General features: G+C 62.7%; 21 protein-coding genes. 10 read left to right on the top strand and 11 right to left on the bottom strand.

What is annotated here, in order from left to right; all coding sequences use genetic code 11:
- Nucleotides 1-51: 51 nt before the first annotated feature.
- The gene (glmU, locus tag EB235_RS20725; protein WP_027029176.1) at nt 52-1,428 is read right to left on the bottom strand and encodes a bifunctional UDP-N-acetylglucosamine diphosphorylase/glucosamine-1-phosphate N-acetyltransferase GlmU; all 1,377 of its coding nucleotides are present in this window, start codon (nt 1,426-1,428) and stop codon (nt 52-54) included.
- A 225-nt stretch (nt 1,429-1,653) separates the two neighbouring features.
- Between glmU and EB235_RS20720 the strand changes: the two genes are divergently transcribed.
- Nucleotides 1,654-2,784: a hypothetical protein gene (locus EB235_RS20720; protein ID WP_027029177.1), complete on the top strand. Its 1,131-nt coding sequence runs from the start codon at nt 1,654-1,656 to the stop codon at nt 2,782-2,784.
- A gap of 18 nt (nt 2,785-2,802) precedes the next feature.
- Here the strand turns inward: EB235_RS20720 and EB235_RS20715 are convergent, their stop codons facing one another.
- Complete coding sequence (locus tag EB235_RS20715) at nt 2,803-3,549, bottom strand: cytochrome c biogenesis CcdA family protein (RefSeq protein WP_027029178.1); 747 nt, start codon at nt 3,547-3,549, stop codon at nt 2,803-2,805.
- Between the two features lie 269 nt (nt 3,550-3,818).
- Between EB235_RS20715 and EB235_RS20710 the strand changes: the two genes are divergently transcribed.
- The 8 genes from EB235_RS20710 (at nt 3,819) to rpmG (ending at nt 12,899) form a co-directional block, all read left to right on the top strand.
- Complete coding sequence (locus EB235_RS20710; protein ID WP_027029179.1) at nt 3,819-4,196, top strand: COG4315 family predicted lipoprotein; 378 nt, start codon at nt 3,819-3,821, stop codon at nt 4,194-4,196.
- A 368-nt stretch (nt 4,197-4,564) separates the two neighbouring features.
- Nucleotides 4,565-7,189 carry a type I DNA topoisomerase gene (topA, locus tag EB235_RS20705; protein WP_027029180.1) on the top strand — a complete coding sequence of 875 codons (2,625 nt, stop codon included), beginning with the start codon at nt 4,565-4,567 and terminating at the stop codon, nt 7,187-7,189.
- A 6-nt stretch (nt 7,190-7,195) separates the two neighbouring features.
- Entirely contained in the window at nt 7,196-9,502 is a 2,307-nt protein-coding gene (rnr, locus tag EB235_RS20700; protein WP_027029181.1) for a ribonuclease R, read from the top strand.
- Nucleotides 9,502-9,954: a DUF983 domain-containing protein gene (locus EB235_RS20695; protein WP_027029182.1), complete on the top strand. Its 453-nt coding sequence runs from the start codon at nt 9,502-9,504 to the stop codon at nt 9,952-9,954. Before rnr ends, EB235_RS20695 begins: the two co-directional genes overlap by 1 nt.
- Nucleotides 9,955-10,028: 74 nt before the next feature.
- Nucleotides 10,029-10,769, top strand: a complete 741-nt coding sequence (locus EB235_RS20690; protein ID WP_027029183.1) for an NUDIX hydrolase — start codon at nt 10,029-10,031, stop codon at nt 10,767-10,769.
- Nucleotides 10,770-10,847: 78 nt separating this feature from the next.
- The gene (locus EB235_RS20685) at nt 10,848-12,026 is read left to right on the top strand and encodes an MFS transporter (RefSeq protein ID WP_027029184.1); all 1,179 of its coding nucleotides are present in this window, start codon (nt 10,848-10,850) and stop codon (nt 12,024-12,026) included.
- 92 nt (nt 12,027-12,118) lie between these two features.
- Entirely contained in the window at nt 12,119-12,577 is a 459-nt protein-coding gene (locus EB235_RS20680; RefSeq protein WP_027029185.1) for a hypothetical protein, read from the top strand.
- A 154-nt stretch (nt 12,578-12,731) separates the two neighbouring features.
- Nucleotides 12,732-12,899 carry a 50S ribosomal protein L33 gene (gene rpmG / locus EB235_RS20675; RefSeq protein WP_006201775.1) on the top strand — a complete coding sequence of 56 codons (168 nt, stop codon included), beginning with the start codon at nt 12,732-12,734 and terminating at the stop codon, nt 12,897-12,899.
- Nucleotides 12,900-13,003: 104 nt separating this feature from the next.
- Here rpmG and EB235_RS20670 read toward each other — a convergent pair whose 3' ends face one another.
- From EB235_RS20670 to EB235_RS20640, 7 genes are all read right to left on the bottom strand, one after another.
- Nucleotides 13,004-14,071 carry an ABC transporter ATP-binding protein gene (locus EB235_RS20670; protein ID WP_027029186.1) on the bottom strand — a complete coding sequence of 356 codons (1,068 nt, stop codon included), beginning with the start codon at nt 14,069-14,071 and terminating at the stop codon, nt 13,004-13,006.
- A 4-nt stretch (nt 14,072-14,075) separates the two neighbouring features.
- On the bottom strand, nt 14,076-14,924 hold the full coding sequence (locus EB235_RS20665; RefSeq protein WP_027029187.1) for a carbohydrate ABC transporter permease: 849 nt from the start codon (nt 14,922-14,924) through the stop codon (nt 14,076-14,078).
- Complete coding sequence (locus EB235_RS20660; protein WP_027029188.1) at nt 14,924-15,850, bottom strand: carbohydrate ABC transporter permease; 927 nt, start codon at nt 15,848-15,850, stop codon at nt 14,924-14,926. The genes EB235_RS20665 and EB235_RS20660 overlap by 1 nt, the downstream gene beginning before the upstream one ends.
- A 215-nt stretch (nt 15,851-16,065) precedes the next feature.
- The gene (locus EB235_RS20655; protein ID WP_027029189.1) at nt 16,066-17,343 is read right to left on the bottom strand and encodes an ABC transporter substrate-binding protein; all 1,278 of its coding nucleotides are present in this window, start codon (nt 17,341-17,343) and stop codon (nt 16,066-16,068) included.
- Between the two features lie 29 nt (nt 17,344-17,372).
- Entirely contained in the window at nt 17,373-18,560 is a 1,188-nt protein-coding gene (locus EB235_RS20650) for a PLP-dependent transferase (protein ID WP_027029190.1), read from the bottom strand.
- Nucleotides 18,557-19,291, bottom strand: a complete 735-nt coding sequence (locus tag EB235_RS20645; protein WP_027029191.1) for a FadR/GntR family transcriptional regulator — start codon at nt 19,289-19,291, stop codon at nt 18,557-18,559. Before EB235_RS20645 ends, EB235_RS20650 begins: the two co-directional genes overlap by 4 nt.
- Before the next feature lie 130 nt (nt 19,292-19,421).
- Nucleotides 19,422-20,129, bottom strand: coding sequence for a DJ-1/PfpI family protein (locus tag EB235_RS20640; protein ID WP_027029192.1), 708 nt, complete (start codon nt 20,127-20,129; stop codon nt 19,422-19,424).
- 88 nt (nt 20,130-20,217) lie between these two features.
- Here EB235_RS20640 and EB235_RS20635 point away from each other — a divergent pair, with 88 nt between their 5' ends.
- On the top strand, nt 20,218-21,165 hold the full coding sequence (locus EB235_RS20635; RefSeq protein ID WP_027029193.1) for a GlxA family transcriptional regulator: 948 nt from the start codon (nt 20,218-20,220) through the stop codon (nt 21,163-21,165).
- A 42-nt stretch (nt 21,166-21,207) separates the two neighbouring features.
- On the opposite strand, the gene EB235_RS20630 is transcribed toward EB235_RS20635, so the two are convergent.
- Together EB235_RS20630 and EB235_RS20625 are read right to left on the bottom strand one after the other, a co-directional pair.
- Nucleotides 21,208-22,704 (bottom strand): FAD-dependent monooxygenase, encoded by a 1,497-nt coding sequence (locus EB235_RS20630; RefSeq protein ID WP_032925372.1) that lies wholly within the window; start codon nt 22,702-22,704, stop codon nt 21,208-21,210.
- 535 nt (nt 22,705-23,239) lie between these two features.
- A complete protein-coding gene (locus EB235_RS20625) occupies nt 23,240-24,613 on the bottom strand; it encodes a PleD family two-component system response regulator (protein WP_027029195.1) in 1,374 nt (457 codons plus the stop codon).
- Between the last annotated feature and the right edge of the window lie 24 nt (nt 24,614-24,637).

Raw genomic sequence — 24,637 nt, 5'->3', positions numbered from 1 at the left:
ATTGCTCTATTTTCGATTGCTTCGGTAAGGAAGAAAAACACCAAATAATTGCTAATGGTCGGCGCCCGCCGCCTTCTTCTTTGCCGCCGCGGCCGAGGCAAAGCGCTCGCGCAAATCCTTGCCCTTGCCGGGGATCGTCTTCTGGCGGGCGCGGCCAAAGGCCAGCGCATCGTCAGGCACACTTTCGGTGATGACGCTGCCCGACGCGATGTAGCCGCCCTTGCCGATCGAAACCGGCGCCACCAGCGAGGAGTTCGAACCGACAAAGGCGCCCTCGCCGATATCGGTGAAGAATTTCGAATAGCCGTCATAGTTGCAGGTGATGGTGCCGGCGCCGATATTGGCACCCGCACCGACGCGCGCATCGCCGATATAAGTCAGATGGTTGACCTTGGCGCCCTCCTCGACAACAGCCTGCTTGACCTCGCAGAAGTTGCCGACTTTCGCTTTTTCCCGGAGATCGGCGCCCGGCCGCAGCCGCGCGAACGGACCGACATCGCAATTGGACGCAATGGTGGCGCCTTCGATATGGCTGAAAGCGTGGATTTTGGCGCCGCCCGCGATCTTCACGCCCGGACCAAACCAGACATTCGGCTCGACAATGGTGTCGGCGCCAATCTCGGTATCGTGCGAGAAATACACGGTCTCCGGCGCAATCAGCGTCACACCCGAAAGCATCGCCTCCTGCCGGCGGCGTGCCTGCCAGATGGCCTCGGCCTGCGCCAGTTCGGCACGGTTGTTGATGCCGAGAGCACTTTCGAAGCTGGCTTCAGTGGCAACGACATCGAGCCCCTGGGCGCTGGCGATCTCGACGATGTCGGTCAGATAATACTCGCCCTTGGCGTTCTTGTTGCCGACGGCATCAAGCAGCTTCAGCGCGTGCGCACCGGCCACCGCCATCATGCCGGCATTGCAGAAGCCTATTTTTTTCTCCTCCTCGGAGCAATCCTTCTCCTCGCGGATAGCAATCAGCTTGCCGCCCTTTTCGATCAACCGGCCATAGCCGGTCGGATTGGGCGGCCGGAAGCCGATCACCACGACGGCGGCACCTTCCGCCAGCTTCAGTCGCGCCACCGTGAGCGCGCCCGCGTCGATCAGCGGCGTGTCGCCGAACATCACGAGCACATCGTCGTAACCCTTTGATATTGCTTCACGCGCGGCCAACACGGCATGTGCCGTGCCAAGCCGCTTCTCCTGCACGAAGGTCTCTGCCTTCGGTGCAAACTTCGCCGCCGCCTTGCGCATCTCATCGGCGCCATGGCCGATCACCAGCGCCTGGCCGCTGGCGCCGGCGGCCTCGGCTGCCCTCACCACATGAGCGACCATCGGCAGCCCGGCGATCTGGTGCAACACCTTCGGCAGCGCGCTCTTCATGCGCGTGCCCTCGCCGGCGGCGAGGATAATGGACAGGCAGGATCTCTGGCTCATGGAAGGACAACCATATCAAAGGGTTGGGAATCAAGACAGGATAGCAGCGGCGGCATGCTGCACCAATGCGGTTAAATTCCGGTGAGATGGCGGAGAGCAGCTGACTCTTAATCAGCGGGTCCATTGCAAAAAAGTTTCCCGGAAGAATTTGTGCTGAATAGTGTTTTCGTTGCTCGGCTCGCGTCGGATAGTGGCGCTGGCATGCTCTGAAAAGGGAGGCTGCAAATGTTGAGCCGTGACCTGCATACCCTTGCTGCGCTGCTATTTTTTATTTCGATACTGATCTGTCCGGAGACAGCTCGGGCCGACTACGCCACCTCGCATGCCGAGGTGGTTTGCCAACCCGGCCACAACATCGCGCTGGTCCGCTTTACAATGACGGCGGACGAAGAGCCGGTCCTGTACGATCAACTGCCGGCCAGCGCCGACCAGGGGTTATCGGCGACACCGACCCTCGGCCAATCGAATTGCACCATGGCCAATGGCTGGACAATCCGCGTTCGCGACGGGCGGGAGCAAGCCTTTGGCTATGGCATGGGCGGTGGCGATCCGCCGGCCTTCTTCAGCCTCTGGATTGCAAAGCGAAAGATTCTATCGCGCAAACAATGGAAGCCAGGCTACGGGATGGACGACACACCCTGGCTGATCGGACTCGTCATCCGGCCGGATCGGCTGAGCTATTGCTATGCAGCCCATAGTTACGGCGCGCCGGACAATGGGGCGATCACCTGCCGAGACGAGCCATTCCAGCTCAATCGCCACGTGATTGACGGCGTCGAATACGGGACATCCAGTCGCCGGCCGCCAGTCGGAACCATATTGCTGGCGCGTGGAGCCACCGAGCCACGCCTCTGCCGAAAATTCCTGCGACTTCGACCAAAAGGATTTGAAAATGTCAGCATGACCGCCAACGACACCGCCAAGGTCTTCCCTGTGGAGACCGCGGGACAAGAGCTCAATGTCGCAACGATCGAAGTGTCGCCCGGCGTGCTTCGCAAGCTTGTCCGTTGGAACGGGACCAATCATTACTTCGACGGCGACCTTATGATGCTGGCGCCGGTCACTTCCGACCCTTCAAAAATTCTGGAAGAGAGCATGCTCAACAACGATGGGGACAAGTTCTCGGCGGACAAACTACCATCGGGATGGAGCGTCATAGCCGGACACATGCCCGGCCTCTATGTGGATGTGAGCTGGCGCTACGTCCACTTCGACACGCAGAGGATCGACGGAAAGCTCTATTTGCTGGCCCAAGCGACCAATCAGGAACAGCGCCCTACCGCTATCCTCGTCCAGCCGCTCGCCAACGGATTCAAAAGCGTCTGCGTCTTTCAGCGAGTCGAGTCTAACTTCTGATAGCAATCACGAGAGTCGCTATCCCAGCCGTCCCAGCACCGGGAAATTCTCCAGCAGCCAGTAAGACACTGTCTGCACGCCGCCGGTCAGGAAAAACACGCCGGCGACAACCAGCAATGCGCCGATCGCCTTTTCGACACGGCCGAGATGGACACGGAACCTGCCGAGGAAGCGCATGAAGGCGCCGGAAAACAGCGCTGCGATCAGGAAGGGTATGCCAAGCCCGAGCGAATAAGCGGCGAGCAGCAGCGCGCCCTCGCCCACCGTTTCGCGGCCGCCGGCCAGCGTCAGGATCGGCCCCAGCACCGGGCCAATGCAGGGCGTCCAGCCAAACGCGAAGGCCAGGCCCATGACATAGGCGGCGACGGCACTGGCGGGCTTGCCCTGCGACTGGAAGCGCGCCTCGCGCGACAACAGCGGAATGCGCAATATGCCGAGGAAATTCAGGCCCATCAGGATGATCAGCACACCGGCCCCCATCGCCAGCGGTTCCTGCCAGACGCGCAGCAGCCGGCCGATGGTCGAGGCGCCCGCGCCAAGCGCTACAAAAACGGTCGAAAAGCCGAGCACGAAAGCGATCGAGGAATAGAGCAGTGCGCCGCGCGCGCCTTCACGCGCCGTCGCACCCGCATTGCCGCGGAAATCGTCGACCGACACACCGGCCATATAGCAGAGATAGGGCGGCACCAGCGGCAGCACGCAAGGCGACAGGAACGAGATGGCGCCCGCCCCGACCGCGCTGACATAGCCGATGTCCAATGCCATTCCAAAGCTCCGACTGTTTGGCGACGATATAGCGGCGCTCTGGCCTGTGCGCCAATCACCAATGTGTGGCAACCGGTCGCTGTCGGCAATCGCACCGGCCGGGAATCCCGCTGCGCCACCATCCAAGTACGAACGGAGCGGGAGAATTGTTACCGGCCTGCCGGCGATCGATTCCCGGTCCCCTCGGGAAGATACCGTGACCGGCAGGCGTTGACACTGCGAGGCCGCGATTTCCCGCGTGTCTCCAAGTATCAGCCAGGGAGATTTCCATGAAAACCATAACCATAGGGCTGGCAGCACTTTTGCTGAGCACCGCCGCTTCCTTCGCCGCCGAAGCGTGGAAGGAAGCCGAGGTCAATGGCACCAAGATCTACACCGATGCCAATGGCATGACGCTCTATACCTATGACAAGGATGAGAAGGGCAAGACCAACTGCTACGACAAATGCGCCGCCAACTGGCCGCCGCTGAAGGCCGAGGCCGGCGCCAAGGCCGACGACGAATGGAGCGTTGTCGACCGCACCGACGGCACCAAGATGTGGGCTTATGACGGCAAGCCGGTCTACACCTTCATCAAGGACAAGAAGGCTGGCGACGTGACCGGCGACGGTGTCGCCGACGTCTGGCACATCGTCAAGGCCGACTGAGCCTCGAAGCCTATTCCCGCTTACTAGGTGGGATATCAACTGGTCGCCGGGCACCCTCCATGCAGCCGGCGGCCGGTTTTTTGTGAGAGGGTGATATCTGGTCGCTATCCTGTGTGTGGTGGAACGCATCGACTCGCCGAACATGAAACGGGCTGTTTCCGCCTACTCCGCGCCATCATCCCCGAAAGCCAAAATTCTGCGATTTTCTCCATACACTCTTAGAGTGTATTGCTGCGGACAGCCTTGCAATTTGGGCGCTTCCCCTTGACCGGATGCAAAAGCGCGGCCATGTGAGCGACATACAGAACCGAGATTTCGTCGCGCGCAGCGGAATTCTTCTGCCGCATCACAGCTGATAATGAGACCTCATGGACGTCGTCGTCGTCGAATCGCCGGCCAAGGCGAAGACAATCAATAAGTATCTCGGCAAGAACTATAAGGTTCTGGCCTCGTTTGGCCACGTCCGCGATTTACCGGCCAAGGATGGCTCGGTGCGTCCTGACGAGGATTTCGCCATGTCCTGGGCGGTCGACACGGCCTCGGGCAAGCGCCTCTCCGATATCGCCAACGCGGTCAAGGATGCCGACGGCCTGATCCTCGCCACCGATCCGGATCGCGAAGGCGAAGCTATTTCCTGGCATGTGCTGGAAGTGCTGAAGCAGAAGCGCGTGCTGAAGGATAAGCCGGTCAGCCGCGTCGTCTTCAACGCCATCACCAAATCGTCTGTGCTGGAGGCGATGGCCAATCCGCGCCAGATCGATGCGCCGCTGGTCGATGCCTATCTGGCCCGTCGCGCCCTCGACTATCTCGTTGGCTTCACGCTGTCGCCGGTGCTGTGGCGCAAGCTGCCGGGCGCTCGTTCGGCCGGCCGAGTCCAGTCGGTGGCGCTGCGTCTTGTCTGCGACCGCGAATCCGAGATCGAACGCTTCATCCGCGAGGAATACTGGCAGATCGCAGCTCTGCTCGGCACCCCGCGCAACGACACTTTCGAGGCGCGGCTGACTGCGTTCGAGCGCAAGAAGCTGCAAAAGCTCGACATTGCCAACAAGGCGCAGGCCGACGACATCAAGGCGATGCTCGAGGGTGCCACCTTCAAGGCGCTGTCCGTCGAAGCCAAGCCGAACAAGCGCAATCCCGGTCCGCCCTTCACCACATCGACGCTGCAGCAGGCGGCCTCGTCGGGCCTCGGCTTCTCCGCCACGCGCACCATGCAGGTGGCGCAGCGGCTCTATGAAGGCATGGAGATCGGCGGCGAGACCACCGGCCTGATCACCTATATGCGAACCGACGGCGTGCAGATGGCGCCCGAGGCGATCGACGCTGCCCGCGACGCCATCGCCAAGGAATTCGGCCCGAAATACCTTCCGGAGAAGCCGCGCCAATACACTGCCAAGGCCAAGAATGCCCAGGAAGCGCACGAAGCCATCCGCCCGACGGATTTCATGCGCACCCCGGCATCGGTCCGCCAATATCTCGATTCCGACCAGATGCGGCTCTATGAGCTGATCTGGAAGCGGGCTATCGCAAGCCAGATGCAGCCGGCCGAAATCGAGCGCACCACGGTCGAGATCGAGGCGGTGAACGGTGCCCGCACGGCGGAGCTGCGCGCCGTTGGTTCCGTCGTTCGCTTCGACGGCTTCATTGCCGCCTACACCGACCAGAAGGACGATGACGCGGAAGACGAGGAAAACCGCCGTCTGCCGGAAATCCGGGCCGGCGAGCAGCTTGCCCGTCAGGCGATCAACGCCACCCAGCACACCACCGAGCCGCCGCCGCGCTATTCCGAGGCGTCGCTGATCAAGAAGCTGGAAGAGCTCGGTATCGGCCGCCCGTCAACGTACACCGCGATCCTGAAGACGCTGGAAGACCGCGACTACGTCACCATCGACAAGCGCCGGCTGGTGCCGCAGGCCAAGGGGCGTCTGCTGTCCGCCTTCCTGGAAAGCTTCTTCGAGCGCTACGTCGAATACGATTTCACTGCCTCGCTCGAGGAAAAGCTCGACGAGATTTCCGACGGCAAGCTCGCCTGGAAGGACGTGCTGCGCGATTTCTGGAAGGATTTTTCCGGCGCTGTCGCCGACATTAAGGAACTGCGCGTCACCGACGTCCTCGATGCTCTGAACGAGGAATTGGCGCCACTGGTCTTTCCAACGCGGGAAGACGGCTCGAACCCGCGCATCTGCCCGAAATGCGGCACCGGCAATCTGTCGCTGAAACTCGGCAAGTTCGGCGCCTTTGTCGGCTGCTCGAACTATCCGGAATGCTCGTTTACCCGCCAGCTCGGCGACGCCGCCAACCCGAATGGCGAGAATGGCGGCGGCGATGACGGCACCAAGGTGTTGGGCAAGGATCCTTACACGGCAGAGGAAATCACGCTGCGCTCGGGCCGCTTCGGCCCCTATCTGCAGCGCGGCGACGGCAAGGAAGCCAAGCGCTCCAGCCTGCCCAAGGGCTGGACGCCCGACTCCATCGACCATGAGAAGGCGCTGGCCCTGCTGGCGCTGCCGCGCGATATCGGCAAGCATCCCGAAACGGCCAAGATGATCTCGGCCGGGCTCGGCCGCTACGGCCCGTTCGTGCTGCACGATGGCACCTATGCCAATCTCGACAGCATCGAGGATGTGTTCTCGATCGGCCTCAACCGCGCCGTCACGGTAATTGCCGAGAAGCAGTCGAAGGGCAAGGGCGGCCGCAATGGCGGCACTGCCGCTGCGCTCAAGGAGCTTGGCGACCATCCGGACGGCGGCGGCAAGATCGTCGTGCGCGACGGCAAATACGGGCCTTACGTCAATTTCGGCAAGGTCAACGCCACGCTGCCGAAAGGCAAGGATCCGCAGTCGGTGACGATCGAGGATGCGCTGGCGCTGATTGCCGAGAAGGAAGCCAAGGGCGGCGGCGGCAAGAAGCCGTTCCGCAAGGCGGCAGCGGCAACCAAGGCGCCCGCCGCCAAGAAAACAGCGGCCAAGAAACCGGCCGCGAAGAAAAAAGGGTAGGACAGCGTGGCGCGCAGGATCACCGGAAGAAGCCACGGCGATCCACGCACCGCCGACACGAGAGCCAAGGTCAAGGATGACTATAAGCCCTCGCGTGACGAAATCCTGCGCTACATCGCCGAAAATCCCGATCGTGCCGGAAAGCGCGACATCGCCAAGGCGTTCGCGCTGCGCGGCGATGACCGCATCTGGCTGAAGGATATTTTGCGCGACCTGCAGGACGAAGGTGTCCTGACCAAGGAGCGCAAAAAGCTGGCCCGCGTGGGCGCCCTGCCCCATGTCGCCGTGCTCGACATTTTTGGCCGCGACGGCGATGGCATCTTGCTGGCGCATCCGGCCGAGGCAGTCGGCCCCGGCGAACCACCCGTAGTCTCGATCCGGGTTTCGCGCAGCGGCAATGGACCGGCGCCCGGTATTGGCGATCGCGTGCTGGCCAAGACCTTTCCGACCGATGAGCCAACAGGACCTGCCTATACCGGCCGGGTGATGAAGATTTTCGAGAAGCGGACCGATGCAGTGCTCGGCGTCTTCCGCGTGCTGCAGGACGGCACATTCCGCATCGAGCCGGTGGAACGCCGCCAGCCCGAGCTGATCGTCGACAAGGAATTCCAGAACGGCGCCAAAAATGGCGACCTGGTCGAAGTCGAGCCCGCGCGCGCCTCCCGCTTTGGGCTTCCTCGCGCCAAAGTACTCAACGTGCTGGGTTCGCTGACCAGCGAAAAGGCGGTCTCGATGATCGCCATCCACGCCCACGACATCCCGCACATCTTCCCGGCCGACGTCATCGCTGAATCCGAAGCTGTCAAGCCAGCGACCATGGATCATCGCGAAGACTGGCGCGACCTGCCGCTGGTCACCATCGATCCGGCCGACGCCAAGGACCATGACGATGCCGTCTTTGCCACGCCCGACCTCGACGAGAAGAACCCCGGCGGCGTGATCGCCACCGTGGCGATCGCCGATGTCGCGGCCTATGTCCGCTATGGCACGGCACTGGACCGCGAAGCGCTGAAGCGCGGCAATTCGGTCTATTTCCCGGACCGCGTCGTGCCGATGCTGCCCGAGCGCATTTCCAACGATCTCTGCTCGCTGCGCGAAGGCCAGGACCGCCCGGCGTTGGCGGTGCGCATGACCTTCTCCGCCGATGGCCGCAAGATCAGGCACTCTTTCCATCGCGTGATGATGAAATCCGCGGCGAAGCTTGCCTACCAGCAGGCACAGGCCGCGATCGACGGCGCGCCCGATGACAAGACCGCCCCGATCGTCGACACGGTGCTGAAGCCGCTCTGGGACGCCTATGCGATCCTGAAGCGTGGTCGCGACGGCCGCCAGCCGCTCGAACTCGACCTGCCGGAGCGCAAGATCCTGCTCAAGCCGGATGGCACGGTCGATCGCGTCATCGTGCCGGAACGGCTCGACGCCCACAAGCTGATCGAAGAATTCATGATCCAGGCCAATGTGGCCGCCGCCGAGACGCTGGAGGCAAAGAAGCAGGCGCTGGTCTACCGCGTCCACGATGCGCCGTCGCTCGCCAAGCAGGAATCGCTTCGCGAGTTCCTACAGACGCTTGGCCTGTCGCTGGCGCGCGGCGCGCAGATGCGGCCTGCTCAGTTCAACGGCATCCTGGAACGCGTGCGTGGCGCCGACAATGAGGCGCTGGTCAACGAGGTGGTACTGCGTTCGCAGAGCCAGGCTGAATACTCGCCGAAGAACATCGGCCATTTCGGCCTCAACCTGAAGCGCTACGCGCATTTCACCTCGCCGATCCGCCGCTACGCCGACCTGATCGTGCATCGCGGGCTTATCGCCGCACTCGGCCTCGGTCCGGGCGGTCTGACGCAGGATGAGGAGGCGCGGCTCGAAGACGTTGCGGTCCTGATCTCCGGCACGGAGCGGCGCGCCATGGCCGCCGAGCGCGACACGGTGGACCGGCTGATCGCGGCCTATCTTGCCGAGCGCATCGACGACCGGTTCGACGCCCGCATCTCCGGCGTCACCAAATCAGGACTTTTTGTCCAATTGCCGCAGTTTGGCGCAGATGGCTTCATCCCGGTGTCAACTCTGGGCGGCGATTACTATATATACGATGAAACGGCCCGCTCCCTGTTCGGAGAACGCACCGGCAAAGGCTACCAACTCGCGGACCGGGTCGAGGTCCGGCTCATCGAGGTGGCACCAATGGCCGGCGCGATGCGCTTCGAGATGTTGACCGACCCGAAGCCCCTGCCAGGCTCCAGCAAGTCGTTTCACAAGGCCAAGGGCCGCGCCCGTGCGTCGCAATCGCGACCGGGCTCGCGCGGCAGGAGACGATGATGCCAAAAGAATTAGGGATACAAGAACAGGTTTTCGGCGGCGAACATCACACCGGCCGGGTTGCCCGCCCCTTGTGGACGGCGATGAAGCGCGGCTTTTTGGGCCGCTGCCCGAACTGCGGCGAAGGCAAGCTGTTTCGCGGCTTCACCAAGACCGTCGAGACCTGCAGCGTCTGCGGCGAGGAAATCCATCACCATCGCGCGGACGACCTGCCGGCGTATCTGGTCATCGTCATCGTCGGCCACATCGTTCTCGGCGCTTTCATGGGCGTGGAGGCGACATCCGACTTGGCCACCTGGCAGCACATCCTCATCTGGGTGCCCTTGACCATTATTTTGTCGGTTGCCCTGCTTCAGCCTGTAAAAGGCGCCGTCATCGGACTGCAATGGGCGTTCTATATGCACGGCTTCGGTGACGAAAAGGATGGGATCGAGCCGCATCCCGGAACCTAGCGCGCCCTCTGGCGCAACGTACCGACCGTGAAAGGCCACTTTCGTTTGCAAGAACTTTCCGCTAGGTCCAGCGCATGGAAGCAATGACCAAGGCGGACGTCGACAAGCTCGACAAGGGTCTTGCCGCACATAGCGGCCGGCCCCTGCGTCCGCGTGACGCCGCGACGCTGATTCTTCTCGACCGCAAGGGCGATGAGGTTCTGGTTCTTATGGGCCGCCGCCACGCCGGCCACGCCTTCATGCCTGGAAAGTTCGTGTTTCCCGGTGGCCGCACCGATCCGGCCGACAGCCGCATCGCCACAGCCACCGCATTGCACCGCGATGAGGAAGCGAAGCTGCTTGCGGGTCCCGGTCGCACCAGTGCTGCGCGAGCCCGCGCTGTCGCGCTGTCCGCAATTCGCGAGACTTACGAGGAAGCCGGGCTGCTGATCGGCCAGAAGGCCGCCTTTGCGACCGACAAGCGTGACTGGCAAGGTTTTGTCGAACACGGCGTAAGCCCTTCGCTCGAAACGCTGCGTTTCATCGCCCGTGCCATCACCCCGCCTAACCGGGTGCGCCGCTTCGACACGCGTTTCTTCAGCGCCTGGCGCAACGATGTCGCCGTTGAACTGCCCGGTGGCGGCCCAACCAACGAGCTCGAGGAACTGGTCTGGTTGCCGCTTGCCAAGGCCAGGGAAGCCGACATACCCGACATTACCCGAATGATCCTGGACGAGCTGGAAAAGCGCCTCGCCCATGATCCACTGCTGCGACCGGGCGGTCCCGTGCCCTTCTACCGGCTTGTCCGCAACCGCTTCATCCGCGAACTTCTCTAGGGCAATTCCAGGAAAAGAGTGACGCGGTTTTCCGCCGGCAATTGCGTAAGATCAAACAGACAGAGTATTCAGCATCCCATGACGGTCGATACCCAACCACAGGGCGACGAACGCGTACACTGGCTGCCGATGGTGGCGGCGATCTCGTCGATCAGCGTCGTCGGCATCGCCATTGGCCTCGGCATGCCGCTGCTCAGCGTCATCCTGGAAACGCGCGGCCATTCGGCCTCGATGATCGGCCTCAACACGGCCGTCGCCGGCCTGGCCTCGATCGCCGGCGCACCGCTGGCGACCCCGCTCGCCATGCGCTTCGGCGTCGCCTGGACCATGGTGGCCATGATTGCCGCCGGCGTTCTGGCCTTTGTCGGCTTCCATTTCGCGCCCGATTTCTGGATGTGGTTCCCGCTGCGCATCGTGCTGCATATCGCGCTGACCGTGCTGTTCATCCTGTCGGAATTCTGGATCAGCACCTCGGCGCCGCCGCACCGGCGCGGCCTTGTCCTCGGCATTTACGCCACCGTCCTGTCGCTCGGCTTCGCCGCCGGACCCTGGCTGTTTGCCCATCTCGGCAGTTCCGGCTTCAGGCCGTTCGGCGTCATCATCGGGCTGGTGACGCTGGCCGCGATACCGGTACTGGCCGCACGCAACGAAAGCCCGACCATTGTGGCCGATGGCGAAACCAGCAATTTCCTACGCTACATCTGGCTGGTGCCATCGGCCACCGCCGCCGTGCTGGTCTTCGGCGCGGTCGAAACCGGCGGTTTCGCTCTGTTTCCCATCTACGGCAACCGCATCGGCTATTCCGAAGCGGACGCAGCCCTGCTGCTGACTATGATCGGTCTCGGCAACGTTTTGTTGCAGATTCCGATCGGCATGATCAGCGACCGTGTCAGCGATCGCCGCTATCTGCTGCTCGCCTGCGCCACCGTCGGCCTTGCCGGCACGATATTCATGCCCTTCTTTGCGTCGAACTGGCACTTGATGGCCGCCCTTCTGTTCGTCTGGGGCGGCGTGGTCGCTGCCATGTACACGATCGGCCTTGCCCATCTCGGCTCGCAGCTTTCCGGCCACGAACTGGCATCCGCCAACGCCGCCTTCGTGCTCTGCTACGGCGTCGGCATGGTGCTCGGTCCGCAGGCGATCGGCATCGGCATGGATGCGTTCGGTCCGTCCGGTTTCGGCTGGTCGCTCGGCCTGTTCTTCGCCGCCTATATGGCACTGGTCGGCGTCAGGCTCGTCCGCAAGATTCTGCTTTGACTCCTCGACGCAACGCCCGCTGCTGACAGAACCGTGTCAGGAGCGCTGGGTTAGAAGAGTGTCCCAAAACATCGGAAGTTGAGGACACTCCCATGATCGACAGCGGTTTTGAAACGACATCCCTGCGAATGACGCTCCTGCTGCTAGTGACCTTCCAGGCCCCGGCTGCCGATGTCGACCGCATCATGGACGCGGTGGTTGCGATTGCCCCGCTGGCCATGGGCAAATATGACCGCAACGCCTATCAGTCGGCACACGGCATCGAACGCTACAGGCCGCTTGACGGGGCCGCGGCCGGCGCCGAAACCGAATTGCGCCGCCGACCGGGCACGGTCGAGGTTTCATTCGAACTGCCTGACGACCAGACACTTGCCAGCCGTGTCGTCGAGGCGATTTTCCGGGCCCATTCCTATCAGGAGCCGGTGATCCGCATCCAACCGATCCTCGCCAGCCGCTCCAAGGGGCTGGACGACCGCGCCAATCCGAATCGCTGGTGGAACACGACCGGAGACTGGAAGAAGGTTGCGGCGCCTGAGGCGGAAACCGTCTAATTTATGCGTAATGCATAGCCTGGGCGGTCCGCATCAGGCCCACTGGGCTTGACTTTCCAGGCACGTTCTTTATGTGTCGCGCCAAGTTTCCCGCGTCCGGGTGTTTTCCCGTGCTCCAGCGGCCAAAACCCCACGAACATAACGGACTGAGATCATGGCCAAAGCCGCAAACATCAAGATCAAGCTTCTGTCGACCGCCGACACCGGTTTCTTCTACGTCACCAGCAAGAACAGCCGTACCAAGACCGACAAGCTGTCGTTCCGCAAGTACGACCCGGTCGCCAAGAAGCACGTCGAATTCAAGGAAACCAAGATCAAGTAATCTGGGTTTCCCTCTGGAATGCCGAAACGCCGCCCACTGGGCGGCGTTTTAGTTTGCGAGGCAGAAGCTGCGGGCTGCGTTCTGTCAGCCCCGGCTGAATTTCGTCAGCCGATGCGATCGCCGCTTTTAGGCTCGAACAGATGCAGCGAGGCCGGATCGGCCGACAGCCGCACGATATCGCCAGGCTTCACGCCGGCACGGCCCATGGCAAAGACGCACAGCTGCTGGCTCGCCAGTTTGACGTAGAACTGCGTCGAGAGGCCGAGCGGCTCCACCACCCCCACCTCGCCCTGCAGCGTGCCGTCATCGGCCAGCCTTATATGCTCGGGCCGCAGACCGATGGTGATCGCGTCGCCATCCCCAAGCGGCAGGCCATCCGGCAATTTCAGCGCCTGGCCGTCAGCCAGCACGGCTTCAGAAGTGGCACCCTTGCGAACCGACGCTGGCAGGAAATTCATGCCGGGGGAGCCGATGAAGCCGGCCACGAACATGTTGGCCGGGCGGTCATAGAGATCGAGCGGCGCGCCGACCTGCTGGATCAGCCCGTCATGCATGACGACGATCCGGTCGGCCATGGTCATCGCCTCGATCTGATCGTGGGTGACGTAGACCGAGGTGGTCTTCAACTGCTGGTGCAACGCCTTGATCTCGGCGCGCATGTGCACGCGCAGCTTGGCGTCGAGGTTCGACAGCGGCTCGTCGAAGAGAAAGACCTTGGGATCGCGCACGATGGCGCGGCCCATGGCGACGCGCTGGCGCTGACCACCGGACAATTGGCGCGGCAGGCGCTGAAGGTAGGTGTCCAGCCCCAGCCGCTTGGCCGCACCGTCCACCCTGGCGTCGATCGTCGTCTTCTCCGCTTTCTTCAAAAGCAGGCTGAAGCCCATGTTTTTCGACACGTCCATATGCGGATAGAGCGCATAGGACTGGAACACCATCGCGATGTCACGATCCTTGGGCGCGACGTCATTGACCAACCGTTCGCCGATGCGGATCTCGCCGCCGGAAGCTTCTTCCAGCCCGGCGATCATGCGCAGCAGCGTTGATTTCCCGCAGCCGGACGGGCCGACCAGGACGACGAATTCGCCATCTGCGATTTCAAGGTCGACCGCGTGCAGGACGCGGACCGCGCCATAATCCTTGCGGACCTTTTCGAGTGTGACTGAAGCCATCGATCTATCCTTTGACGGCACCGGCGGTCAGGCCGGTGACGAGATAGCGTTGCAGGAAAGCGAAGAAGATACAGACCGGGATCAGCGCCAGGATCGACGCCGCCATCATCTGCCCCCAATCGACGGCGAACTTGCCGATGAAGGTGAGCAGGCCGACAGCAAAAGTCTTCTGGTCGTCGCTGGAAATCAGCATCAGCGCGAACAGGAGCTCGCTCCAGGCCGCGGTGAAGACGAAGCCGAGCGTGGCGCCCATGCCGGGCAGTGTCAGCGGCACGATCACCTTGCGCATCGCCTGCGCCCGGGTGCAACCGTCGATCATCGCCGCCTCTTCCAGATCCTTCGGGATGCCATCGAAGAAGGACTGCATCAGGAAGGTGGCGAAGGCAGTGTTGAAGGCGGTGTAGATGATGATCAGCCCGGTCAGGCTGTTGATCAGGCCGATCTCTCCCATCACCCGGTAGATCGGCGGAATGACCATCACCAGCGGGAACGTCTGGGTCAAAAGCAGCATCAGCGCCAGCGTCGCCTTGCCGCGAAAGGTGAAGCGCGACATGGCGTAACCGGCGAGCGTGGCGATGACCGTCACCAGGGCCGCCGTCGACACCGAGACGATGACGCTGTTGAGGAAATAGCGTGGGAAATCGGTGGCTTCGAGCACGGTGACGAAATTCTGCAACGTCATATGTGATGGCCAAAGCGTGACGCCTTCGGAATAAAGCAGCCGCTCCGGCGTGACGGAGATCTTCAGTGTCCAGTAGATCGGGAACAGGGCGAAGATCAGGTAGACACCGATTGCCGCGTAGAGGCCGATGCCACCGAAGAAGCGTTGCGAGGCTGAGCGTCCGGCGATCATCAGACGTGCCTCACCAGGGAGCGGCGGATGGCGATCAGCGCGATCGCATAGACGATCAGCAGCACGAGCAGCAGCACGGCCACCGCCGAGGCATAGCCCTTGTCCAGCGACTTGAAGGCACTGACATAGATGTAGACCGGCACCGTGTTGGTCGAGCCGGCCGGGCCACCCTCGGTCATGACGAAGATCAGGTCGGCGAAGGTGGCGATCCAGATGGTGCGCAACATGACCGTGATGGCGATGGTCGGCGCCAGGAACGGCAGCGTCACCTTGGTAAAGCGCTGCCAGGGCGAAGCGCCATCGATCGCGGCCGCCTCATGCAGTTCGGACGGGATGGACTTCAGCGCCGCCAGAAGCGTAATGGCGAAGAACGGAATGCCGAACCAGACATTGGCGATGATCGGCCCCCACATCGCGGTGGCCGGATCAGACAGGATGCTGGTGGTCGGGTCGGCTCTGAGCCCCACGGCGAACAGCCAGTGCGGCAGCGGGCCGACGATCGGGTTGAACAGCCAGGCCCAGGTCAGCCCTGACAGGAAGGATGGCACCGCCCAGGGCAGGAACACCAGTGCCTGCACCGCCTTGCGACCCCAGAACGGCTTGTCGAGCAGCAACGCCAGCCCAAGGCCGAGGAAGAACTGGAAGAACAGGCTGGCGACCGTCCACCACAGCGTGTTGACCAGCGCCTGGCCCAGCACCTGATCCGAAAACATCGCCTGATACTGCCCTAGCCCGACATACTCCGACTTGAAGGCCGAGAATTTGCGGAAGGAGTAGCTGATGCCGATGACCAGCGGTACCAACAGCACCACGACCAGCAGGATAATCGCCGGGCTGAGATAGAGCCAGGGCTCGATGGCGGCATGCGACAGCCGCTTGCGGCGCGGCTTACCGGCGGATCGTATTTCGGACACGGCGTAGGTCATTGCTGAGGATCGGCTCCGTGGCGTCGGGGATAGCGTCCTTCTCCCCGTTCACGGGAAGAAAATGCCGGTCCACCCTCCGAAGCGGCAGCGGAGCTGCTGCGGAGGACGGGCAGGCGGATGAGGGGCAGCGCGAGCCTTGGGGTGCTGGCGCAGCCCCTCATCCGGCCCTTTCGGGCCACCTTCTCCCCGTCAATGGGGAGAAGGAAGAAGTTGGCTCACTTCTTGTTCTTGGCCAGCCAATCCTGCTGTTCCTTGGTCAGGAAGGCAGCCCACTGATCGGCAACGTCCTTGGCCGTCTTCTGGCCAAGCAGCACTTCCTGGAAATTCTTGATCGCCACCTGGTCGACGAAATTGCCGAGGTTTTCCAGATGCGTCGGCGGCGTCACCATTTCATATTTCGAGCTGTCGCTGAGCTCGGTGAACCAGCCCTTGAACTGCTCGGTCTTGAAATGGGGATCCTGGTCGGCGCCATTGTGGATCGGGACGACGCCGACTTCCTTGGCCCATTCCAGATTGTCCTTGGGCGAGAGCAGCGTCGACATCAGCTTCCAGGCATCGTCCTTGTGCTGCGAGTTGGCGAACATCGCCCAGCCGGCATAGCCGAGCGTCGGATAGGACTTGCCGCTCGGACCAACCGGCAATGGCGCCACGGCGAAATCGTCGGCGCTCATCTTGTCGGCGATGCCGAGCAGTGCGTCCGGATCCTGGTTGAGCATGGCGCAGGTGCCGGAATAGAAGCCGGTGACGGTTTCATTGAAACCCCAGCTTACGGCATCCTTTGGCGCAAGGCCGTTCTTGTACATGTCGGCCAGCATCTGCAGGCCCTTGACCGAGCCCTCGTCGTTGATGGTCGAGGTGCCGTCCGCGTTGAAGTAGCCGCCCTTGCCGGCGGCAATGTTCATGAACATATGCATGCCGTTGAAGGCACCCGGCCCGCCGCGCAGGCAGTAGCCGTATTTGCCGGGGATGGCCGAGATCTTCTTGGAGTCGGCGATGAACTCGTCGAGCGTCGCCGGCGGACCGTCGAGACCCGCTTGCTTGAACAGCTTCTTGTTCCAGAACAGTGCGTTCACATAATAGCCGTAGGGGATCATGAACTGGGTGTTGTTGACCGTCGAGCCAAACTGCTTGGCGCGGTCGCCCAGCGTCTTGGCATCATCCCATTTGGCCATGTAGGGGCCGAGATCCTCAAGCTGGGCGTTGTTGGCATAGAGGCCCATCCAGCGTTCCGGCATCTCGACAACGTCGGGCGTATCGCCGGCCTGCACCATGGTCAGGAACTTTTCGAAGGCCTGGCCCCAGGGCAGCGAGATCAGCTCGACCTTGACGCCGGGATTGGCGGCTTCGAAATCGGCGATCTGCTTCTTCAGGAACTCGGTGCGCGGCGGGCTGGTGATGACTTCGACCATTTTCAGGGTCGAATCGGCCAGCGCGCTCCCGGCGGAAATCGCCAGCCCCGCAACGGTGGCAAGCATGACGGTCAGTTTTTTCATGTTCAAGACTCCCATTTTGAACCCGCTTGTTATTTTCTGGCTTTTTCGAAGGCCTGGGCGACGTCGGCCCAGAGATCTTCGACACTTTCCAATCCGACATTGAAGCGGATGGTTCGGGGGCTGACGCCGAAGCGCGCCATCGAATTCAGTCCCGGCGTCTGCTCAAGCGACGCCTTGGCCGGCACGACCAGGCTCTCATGACCGCCCCAGCTGACGCCGATGCGGAAATAGTTCAGCGCGTCGACGAAGACGGGTATGTCGATATCGTCCGTCACCTCGAAGGAGAACAGACCGGCATAGCCGGCCAGCGTCGCCTTGCCCGGATGGTTCGAATAAACGGGATGGTTGACCCGCTCGACACTGGCATGCGCCTTCAGCCGCTCGGCAATGGTCAAACCGCTCTTCATGTGGTGCGGCAGGCGCAGCGGCAGCGTGCGCAGGCCGCGTAGCAGCAGCCAGGCCTCGAACGGCGACAGTTTGCCGCCTAGATAGGAATAGGTCTGCTCGTTGATATGCTTGATATGGGCGGCCGAGCCCGCCACCACGCCGGCGACAGTGTCGCTGTGGCCGCCGAGATATTTCGAGGCCGAATGCAGCACTAGGTCGACGCCATGCGAGATCGGCTTCTGGAACACCGGCGTCGCCCAGGAATTGTCGATCGTGGTGATGATGCCTTGCTCTTTCGCCAGCCGGGTCAGATGCGGCAGGTCCTGCAGCTCGAACATCATCGAGGTCGGGCTTTCCAGGTAAAGCAGCTTGGCGCCGGGAAGTGCCGCGGCAACAGCATCCGGGTCGGAACCGTCTACATAGTCGACCTTGATATTGAGCCGCGGCAACAGCCGTTCGAACAGCCGATAGGCATCGCCATAGCAGTTGCGCACCGCAACGATGCGCTCGCCTGCCCCCACAAAGGCAAGCACCGTGGCGCTGATTGCCGCCATGCCGCTGGAAAAGCCGCGCGCGGCCTCGGCGCCCTCGAGCGCGGCCACGCGCGCTTCGAACTCCATCACCGTCGGATTGTCGCCGCGCGAATAGATCGGCTGCCTTCGTTTGCCGGCAAACGTGTCGGCCATCTCGGCATAATTGGCGAAGGTGAACAGCGAGGTCTGATAGATCGGCGGCACCACGGCACCGCCGGGAAACGGTTCGTCATGCGCCAGAAGCGTCGCCGCCTCGGCAAGATAATCGTGGTCGAAACCTGAGGGATGCTCGTTCATGTCTGGCTCGAAAGTTTGAGTTTGGCGGCACCGCGCTTGAGGTCGTCCTCGACGGTGGCGATCAGCTTGAGCGCCTCGGCGCGGGCGCCTTGCGGGTCGCGAGCGATGATGCGTTCGTACATGGTGCGGTGGTAGGGAAAGCTGGCGTGACCGAAATCGCGCACGCCAAGCGGATGCTCCCAGAAGCGGTGGAAGAGCTCGTGCATGGCGGCGATGATCTGTTCGAACAGCGGATTGCCGGAGACCCGGTAGATCGCCTGGTGGAACTCCCAGTCCTCTTCCGAGGACATGCCGTCGCGAGTGCGAAACGCCTGCTCCATGATGTCGAGCTTGCGCTCGATCTCGGCGATGTCGGCCGGGCTGGCGCGTTCGGCGCAAAGGGCGGCCGCCTCCGCTTCCAGCGCACGGCGGATTTCGAGAGTCTGCATCAGGCTGGTGAAATCATTGCCGCCCGCCAGGGTCAGCGGCATGTGCAGCATGTCGGGTGACACGGCCGCCTTGAGATAGGTGCCGCTGCCTTGCCTGCGCTCGACGAGGCCGAGCCCTTCCCAGCGCGTCAGCGCCTCGCGCACTGTGTTGCGGCTGACCTTCAGCCGCTCGGCCAGGATACGCTCGGTTGGCAGTCGCTCGCCAGGCTGTAGGGCCTCGGCGCGAACAAAGCCCACCAACGCCTTCAGCACGGCGTCGTCGCGCGCCGTCGTCTGAATGGGTGGCAGGCTGTTCTGGTCCACAAATCCTCCCCGAAAGCGATGCAAAGTGGTGCAATGGCCCAACCAATTCTGCATGGACAGAGAGACGTGTCAACAGCCGAAACGAAGATGGGCCGAACGGCGCGCCATGGCGCGCCGTTCGGCCGTCAGTTCAAGCTTGGCTTCGCGCCGGCGTGACGGCTGCGCGAGTAGCGCGCCAGCGCGCGAACATGTCCTCGCGAACCCGCCTCGAAGCCGCGAGCCGCTTCTTTGCTTCCGCCAGCACGGACGGCGAAGCCTGTGCGGGTGTGCCCGATTGGAACGGAGGAGCCGGGGCATATTCGAGCGAGAGCTGCACCGTTTCGGCCTCGGCCTGACCGAGAAGCCTGGCGACCAAAGCGAGACCAAAATCGATTCCCGAGGTGACGCCGCCGGCGGTTATCAGGTTTCCGTCCTCGACAATGCGCTCGTCGACTGGAATGGCGCCGAACTCGGCAAGGAAATCATGCGCATACCAATGCGTCGTCGCCCGCTTGCCTTTGAGCAGGCCGGCGGCACCGAGCACCAGGGCACCGCTGCATACCGAGGTGACATAGCGTGTCTGAGCCGCGCGCTCCCGCACGAAATCGAGCACGGCCTGATCCTCCAGCAGCGCGTTGACGCCGCCTCCACCCGGAATGCACAGCACATCGAGAGGCCGGCAATCGTCGAAAGTCGCCGTTGGCTTCAGCGACAGCCGCGTCGACGACATCACCGGATTGCGATCCTTCCAGATCAATTCCACCTCGGCGCCCTTTGCCGATGCCAGGACTTCATAAGGGCCGGTGAGGTCGAGCTGCTGGACATCGGGGAAGACGAGGATGCCGAAACGAAGGGTCATGAAAATCTCCGCAGGTTGACTTCAGCCAATCTAAGGCATCATGCTTTGGCACGATCGCCAATCACCCCTCGTTTCAAGCCAAATCGCCATGCGCCGTATCGAAATCCTTGCCTATCCCGACATCCAGCTTCTCGATGTCAGCGGGCCGCTTCAGGTTTTCGCCAGTGCCAACGACTTCAGGATGCAGGCCGGCGAACCGGCTCCCTACGCGGTCACTGTCGTCGCCGCCTCGCCGCGGATCAGGACATCGGCTGGTCTCGTGCTCGAGACTGCGGCGCTGCCGGTGCACGGGTCAGGGATCGACACGCTGATCGTGCCTGGCGGATGCGGCGTCAACGCAGCCTGCGAGGATCCCGAACTCGTCCAATGGATCATCGGCCGCTCGCGCGACGCCACACGAACGGCTTCCGTATGCAGTGGCGCCATGCTTCTGGCGACGGCAGGACTGCTCGACGGCCGGCGTGCGGTTACCCACTGGGGACGCTGCGCCGAGTTCGCGAAACGCTTTCCGGCGGTCCGCCTCGAACCCGATCCGATCTTCATCCGTGACGGCAATGTCTGGACCTCGGCAGGCGTGACGGCGGGCATAGATCTCACCCTTTCCTTCGTCGAGGCCGACCTTGGCCGGCGCGTGGCGCTTGCGGTGGCGCGCGAGCTGGTGGTCTTCCTGAAACGCCCCGGTGGCCAGGCGCAGTTCAGCCAGACGCTCAAGCTGCAGCAAGGCGACGAACGCTTCGACCGGCTGCATGGCTGGATTCAGGACAATCTGGACGGAGACCTTTCGCTACCGACCCTGGCCGAGCGCGCCAATATGAGCCCGCGCAGTTTCTCCAGGCACTATCGGGTGGCAACGGGCCGCACACCTGCGCGCGCGATCGAGGAGATCCGGATCGAGGCGGCGCGACGGATGCTGGAGCGGGGCCAGGCCGTCAACCAGACGGCCCGCCGCTGCGGCTTCGGATCGGAAGAGACGATGCGACGCGGCTTTCTACGCGTCCTCGGCACAAACCCGCGCGATTATCGCGAACGCTTCTGACGCAAAGGTTCGCGGCACCCATTCCTGGTCTAAGGAGTGTTGCTAACGCGCGGCGGGCGGCCCGAACCAGGTGGTCAGCGCGTCAGCCAGCCCGTCCAGGGTTCCAATCCCAACCCAGGCCACATAGCCATCCGGCCGGATCAAGACGGCGTCGGGCGCAGCGACCGTCCCGAGCACCGGAAGCTCCCAAACACCGGCGTACAAAGCGTCGGTCTGCCGGACCCGGTCCGCCCAAGGCGTAATGTCCAGCTTGCCGGACGCACCGAGGTTGAGAAGCACCGGCCGCGCATCGTGCAACAAGCTGAAGACCCGCAAAGGCCCTTTAGCGGTGACCAGATTGAGATCGGGCATTCGCCGCCCGAGCAAGGGGTGCCCCTCGCCCAGGTCATAGTGAACGCCCAGACCGGACATCTCCGCGGCAATTCGTTTGCGGGGCTCGTCCAGGCCAAGGAGCTCGGTAACGGTGTCGCCCAAAGCCTTGGTGCGGTCATCGGTGCGACGAAGCGCGACCTGCGCCATCGTGTTGCGAAGAACGCGGGCGGCGACCGGATGACGCTCGGTGTGATAGCTGTCGAGCAGGCTTTCCTGCGACGTCCGCTTAACCACCTGGGCCAGCTTCCATCCCAGATTGACCGCGTCCTGCACGCCGATGTTGAGCCCCTGCCCGCCCATCGGAGGATGGATGTGCGCGGCGTCGCCAGCCAGCAAGACGCGCCTGTCGCGGTAAGCGACGGCCTGCCGTGTCATGTCGGTGAACCGGGAGAGCCAGGTCGGGCTGTGGACCCCGTAATCGGTGCCGTAGACAGCGACAAGCGCCTCGCTGAGATCGCGCAGCGTCGGTTCGCCGCCGATGGTCAGTTGCCTCTCGGTCAGCACGACACCCACCCGGTCGCTTTCCTCGATCTTGCCTATCGCATGAAATCCGTAGGCGTCGCTGCGAAAGCCCAATGCCGGTTCCTGCGCCATCTCGACCTCGGCGATCATCCAGCTCATCGTGGGGTCCCATCCGGGGAACTCGATGCCCGCCACCTTGCGGATCGTGCTGCGTCCGCCGTCGCAGCCGACGAGGTACTGCGCCCTCAACCGTCGGCCACCGGACAGTTCCACGTCGACACCACTATCATCCTGGGCAAAACCCGTGACTTCTTCTCCGCGATAGATCGGCACCCCCAACTCGCTCATCCAGTCCGCCAATATGCGCTCGATGTGGTTTTGCCGCAGCGCCAGTAGATAGTTGTGCCGGCTGGGAAAGTCGCCGATGTCCAAACGGATCATATGGAAGCCGACGGTCGGGAAGCGCTGTCCCTGGGAGAGAAACCGGTCGGCAATTCCGCGCTGGTCGAGCACCTCGATGGTGCGCGCGTGGAGGCCACCCGCGCGCAAGCCGATGAGGTCCTGGTTAGGACGCCGCTCGACAATGGCGACATCGACGCCGGCTAACGCGAGCTCGCCCGCGAGCATCAATCCCGTCGGACCGCCTCCAGCGATCACCACCGCATGATCGCGACGCAATTCATCTACTGGCGACACAATACCCATTCTCTTCACTCCCGTTTCCGCTGGCTTGGGGCCGCGGTTTTACGGGAACAACCGGGTCTTGCCGCAAGTCCCTTGTGCGCCATATGTATGAAACGGAGAGAGGTGCTCTCCTTGCCCCGGATGAACGACAGCCCAGAACGGCAGTTCGCAGTCGCGCCGCCGCAGTTGAAGCCGCCCCTGATCCAAGAAGCCCCATTCAGATTTTACCGAGCAAGAAAAAAGCCCCTTTCGGGGCTTCTACGCAGTCTTGAAACAAAGGGGGCCGGTCGGCGTTTGGCAGCGGTACGAGGAGGCCACTATGTGCCAGCGCCGGCCGGCCGACCCCACGGACCCAGGAGATGCGGCGGACCTGAGCATCATGGGGTATTCCTGAGATCGAGCCGGCTATCTACCCTCGTGCCGGCTTCGTCTTGGCCTGCACATTTGCGCAAGAGCTTATGAAAATCAACAGTTTCTTAACCAAGGCTCGCGAATCGCTTGGATTAAGGTAAACGGGTAACCATTCCGGGTTGACTGGAAAATCCAGCCAGGAATGTCATGCCGCTTTGGCAACGACACGGTTGCGGCCGCCGCTCTTGGCTTCGTAAAGCGCAAGATCCGCGCGCTTCATGAGCGCCGCCACGGTATCAACGCCCTTCAGCACCGACGACACGCCAACGCTGACCGTGACCTCGATCGTCTTGCCGTCGGCGCCGATGGCAAACGGCATTTGGGCGATTTCGGCACGGATACGTTCGGCCACTTTTTCGGCCACCACGCCGTCTGTATCCGGCATCACCACCACGAACTCCTCACCGCCGAACCGGCAGGCAAGGTCGATACCCCTGACATTCTTGCGCAGCCGCCGGGCGAATTCCCGCAGCACCTCGTCGCCGCCATCATGGCCGTGCGCGTCATTGATCGACTTGAAGCGGTCGAGATCAGTGATCATCACCGACAGCGGCCGGCGCCGCGCGACAGCGCGGTCGAACAGCGTCTGCAGATGGCTGTCGAGATAGCGGCGGTTGTGGAGGCCGGTCAGGCCGTCGGTCACCGCCATTTCGATGGTCTGGGTGACGCTGGCGCGCAGCTGGTCGTTATAGCGCTTGCGGCGCACCTGGGTGCGCAGCCGTGCGGTGAGTTCCTGCTGGTCGATCGGCCGCATCAGATAGTCGTTGATGCCGAGTTCGAGGCCGCGGATGATGCGCTCCTCCTCGCCCTCTTCCGCCAAAAGGATGATCGGCACGAAACGGGTGCGGTCCAGCGAGCGCAATTGCGAGCAGAGCCGGAGCGGATCGAAATCGGCAAAGGCTGTCGAGATCATCACGCACTCGTAGGATGTCTCGGCCGCCTGGAAGAACCCGGCATGCGGGTCACCGGTGACGTCGAGGTCGGCGCGATCACGCAACATTTTCTGAATGCGCTCGACGGACGATTTGCGTTCGTCGATCAGCAGCACTTTCGGCATCGTGTCTTCCGACGCGTAATTGCGGCTGAGCAGTTCTTCGATGCCGATGTTGCGCGTTGTCGAAGCCCGAAGCCGCAATTCGTCGGTCAACGACTTCAGCCGGACCAGGCTCTTCACGCGCGTCATCAGCTGCAGGTCGTTGACCGGCTTGGTCAGGAAATCGTCGGCACCCGCCTCCAGCCCGCGCACGCGGTCGGACACCTGGTCAAGCGCGGTGATCATCACCACCGGAATGTGCGCCGTTGCCGGGTCGCTCTTCAGCCTGCGGCAGACCTCGAACCCGTCCATGTCGGGCATCATCACGTCGAGCAGCACGACATCGACCTTGCCGTTCTCGCAGGTCTCGATGGCGTCAGGCCCGTTGCTGGCCGTCAGAACCTCGAAATATTCAGCCAGCAGCCGGACTTCCAGCAGCCTGACATTGGCAGGGATGTCGTCGACGACGAGGATCCGCGCGGTCATTTCACAAGGCTCCGGCTCGGCTGG

The sequence above is a fragment of the Mesorhizobium loti R88b genome, from assembly GCF_013170845.1.
GTDB lineage: Bacteria > Pseudomonadota > Alphaproteobacteria > Rhizobiales > Rhizobiaceae > Mesorhizobium > Mesorhizobium loti_B.
Note: the sequence above shows the minus strand (reverse complement) of the source record. Positions and strands in the feature narration are given on the sequence as shown.